This window comes from Acinetobacter sp. YH12100 (assembly GCF_013419135.1).
Classification (GTDB): domain Bacteria; phylum Pseudomonadota; class Gammaproteobacteria; order Pseudomonadales; family Moraxellaceae; genus Acinetobacter; species Acinetobacter pseudolwoffii.
Genome location: NZ_VPAQ01000045.1, coordinates 1 through 3,010, shown reverse-complemented (window position 1 = coordinate 3,010; position 3,010 = coordinate 1). Strand labels below are relative to the sequence as shown.

Here is a 3,010-nt window from a genome sequence, read left to right as displayed (position 1 = left end):
GGCCAGGCCTCAGCATTTTATTATGGTGATCCCCTGGGCGAAATGCGCCTGGTAAGCAGAGTTTTTGAAATGTAAGGCCTTTGAATAAGACAAAAGGCTGCCTCATCGCTAACTTTGCAACAGTGCCGAAGATACCATCCAGTGGGAGACGACATGCGGCATGCTCGCTCAACTATCTCCAGACCTCGACGTATGAGCAATCGATCCCACAAGCCACGATCCTGACGATCGAGCGGCACTGGCAAGCCTTGACGATCTTGTCGGGCAAGCAGCCGAGAGCACTGGAGTTCCATGAGGGCTAAAAGACCAAGTACCTCAGGCTCCTCTGGCTTGATATGCGCTAGGGTCAGGACTCATTGCTCATAGCCAGAAGATAACGGTCGCAGCGAGAGCGATGGCGGAGAGAAAGGCCATTGGGCACCGGTCGTAACGCGTAGCGACACGCCGCCAGTCTTTGAGACGCCCGAACATGATCTCGATCCGGTTGCGCCGTTTGTAGCGGCGTTTGTCGTATTTGATGGTCTTCTTGCGGGATTTTCGACCTGGAATGCAGGGAGTGATCCCCTTCGCCTGTAAAGCGTCACGATACCAGTCGGCATCATAGCCACGGTCGGCCAGCAACCATTTGGCCTTGGGAAGTTCATCAAGCAAGGCGGCAGCACCGGTGTAATCGCTGACCTGGCCTGCCGTTATGAAGAAGCTGATCGGGCGACCACTCGCATCCGTTACGGCATGAAGCTTGGTGTTCATGCCGCCTTTCGTGCGTCCAATCAGGCGGCCCGCGCCCCCTTTTTTACCCGCAAGCTGGAAGCCGTGCGGTGGGCCTTGAGATAGGTCGCATCGATCATGATGGTCTTGTGCTCTGCGGCTTCAGGCACGGCCAGACCTTCCATCATCTGGATAAATACGCCCTTGTCGCCCCAGCGTTTCCAGCGGTTATAAAGCGTCTTCGCCGGGCCATATTCCTTCGGCGCATCACGCCAACGCAGCCCGTTGCGGTTGACGAAGATGATGCCGCTCAGAACGCGTCGATCATCAACGCGCTGGCGGCCATGGCTCTTGGGGAAATAGGGCTGAAGACGAGCCATTTGCTCGTCCGTCAGCCAAAACAAATTACTCATCAGTCGGGCTCCTATACGCCCATCTGAATCACAGCCGTCAGTTCAAATCAATGGGTCCTGACCCTAAACACGGCATCCGCCGAAACGGTCGCTCATGCGCGTGAGCTTCTTGGTCCTTCGCTGCTTGCTATTCGCGCGGAGGCGGAGCGGGCGGCGAGACGACGCGGATAAACGCTTGGCCAAAAAGCCACCAACGGCGACGGTCCTCCACCTCGGTCAAGCAGCGAGAGGTAGAGTGATATCTCGATAGGTATAGGGGTCTGACGCTCAGTGGAACGAAAACTCACGTTAAGCAACGTTTTCTACCTCTGACGCCTCTTTTAATGGTCTCAGATGTCCTTTAGTCACCAGTTCTGCCAGCGTGAAGGAATAATGGCCGAGCATATTGATATGTCCGTGGCAAAGCGGGGAGAGGCGTGCGATATCTTCATCATTCAGTGTTTCACCTTGCGCCCGGAGATGATCCAGGGCTGCCTGCATATACATAGTGTTCCATAACACGACGGCGTTAGTGACCAGCCCCAGTGCGCCCAGTTGATCTTCCTGACCGTCGGTATATCGTTTTCTTATCTCACCTTTTTGACCGTGACAGATGGCTCTGGCAACGGCATGGCGGCTTTCTCCCCGATTAAGCTGGGTCAGAATGCGCCGGCGGTAATCTTCATCATCAATATAATTAAGCAGATACAGCGTTTTGTTGATGCGCCCCACTTCAATGATTGCCTGAGTCAGTCCGGAAGGACGTTCACTTTTCAGCAATGAACGGACCAGCACTGAAGCCTGTACTTTGCCCAGTTTCAGGGAGCCAGCGGTCCGGATCATTTCGTCCCACTGAAGGACTATTTTTCGGGGATCTGATTGCCCTCTGGCAATATCATTCAGCACGCCATAGTTGGCATCATGGCCCATTCGCCAGAAAACCGAAGCACCGGCATCAGCCAGGCGTGGAGAAAACTGGTATCCCAGCAGCCAGAAAAGGCCAAAGACAAGTTCGCTGGTACCTGCTGTATCGGTCATAATTTCGGTTGGATTCAGCCCGGTCTCCTGTTCCAGAAGGCCTTCCAGCACAAAGATAGAGTCCCTCAGCGTCCCCGGTATAACGATGCCATGAAAGCCGGAATACTGATCGGACACAAAGTTGTACCAGGTGATCCCTCTGTTATTACCAAAGTATTTGCGGTTCGGTCCGGCATTGATTGTTCTGACTGGCGTAACAAAGCGCATTCCATCTGCAGATGCCACTTCTCCGCCACCCCATATCTGTGCCAGTGGCAGCGTTGCCTGAAAATCAACCAGTCTGGCATTAGCGCTGGTGATAGTTTCAGCCCGCAGATAGTTCGCTTTTGTCCAGTTCAGCCGGTGTCGGGTCAGTGCAGGAACATTTGATCTGATCAGTGGTTCCAGACCGATATTGCAGGCTTCAGCCATCAGCACGGCGCTGATGCTGACGGGCAGATCATCAACTCTGGCACTGGCTTCACTAGCATGGAAAAACTCATCAGCAAATCCGGTATGGGCGTTAATTTCGAGCAGCAACTCCGTTAAATCCACCGGAGGGAGCAGATCACTGATCATTTTGCTCAGTCGTTTCAGACTGTCCGGCTCATCAAGACTGGCGAGGGGAGAAATTGTCAACCGGGGCTTCGGGCCAGAAACATCGAGTTCGACAGCCTCATTTTCGCCAAGACGTGCAGCAACCTGTCTGTAACGACTATCAAGCTGATGACCCAGAGATTTTATTGCTTCCTGCGGGTCTGTCGGGGGCACTGTTGCAAAGTTAGCGATGAGGCAGCCTTTTGTCTTATTCAAAGGCCTTACATTTCAAAAACTCTGCTTACCAGGCGCATTTCGCCCAGGGGATCACCATAATAAAATGCTGAGGCCTGGCC

Annotated in this window: 1 protein-coding gene and 4 pseudogenes; 1 reads left to right on the top strand and 4 read right to left on the bottom strand. The window is 53.7% G+C overall.

The window, feature by feature from the left end:
• Positions 1–75: pseudogene (locus FTU40_RS15000) on the top strand (IS6 family transposase); the annotation flags it as partial.
• A 98-nt stretch (positions 76–173) separates the two neighbouring features.
• Here the strand turns inward: FTU40_RS15000 and FTU40_RS15345 are convergent.
• The 4 genes and pseudogenes from FTU40_RS15345 to FTU40_RS14985 all read right to left on the bottom strand — a co-directional run.
• A pseudogene (locus FTU40_RS15345) lies at positions 174–335 on the bottom strand (DUF6596 domain-containing protein); the annotation flags it as partial.
• A gap of 25 nt (positions 336–360) precedes the next feature.
• Positions 361–1,121, bottom strand: a protein-coding gene (locus FTU40_RS14995; RefSeq protein ID WP_085947932.1) for an IS5-like element ISKpn12 family transposase whose coding sequence is annotated in 2 segments (ribosomal slippage) — positions 361–797 and positions 797–1,121 — 762 coding nt in all. Because the reading frame shifts where the segments join, the coding sequence is not laid out codon by codon here.
• Between the two features lie 288 nt (positions 1,122–1,409).
• Positions 1,410–2,882: pseudogene (locus tag FTU40_RS14990) on the bottom strand (Tn3-like element Tn3 family transposase); the annotation flags it as partial.
• 53 nt (positions 2,883–2,935) lie between these two features.
• Positions 2,936–3,010: pseudogene (locus FTU40_RS14985) on the bottom strand (IS6 family transposase); the annotation flags it as partial.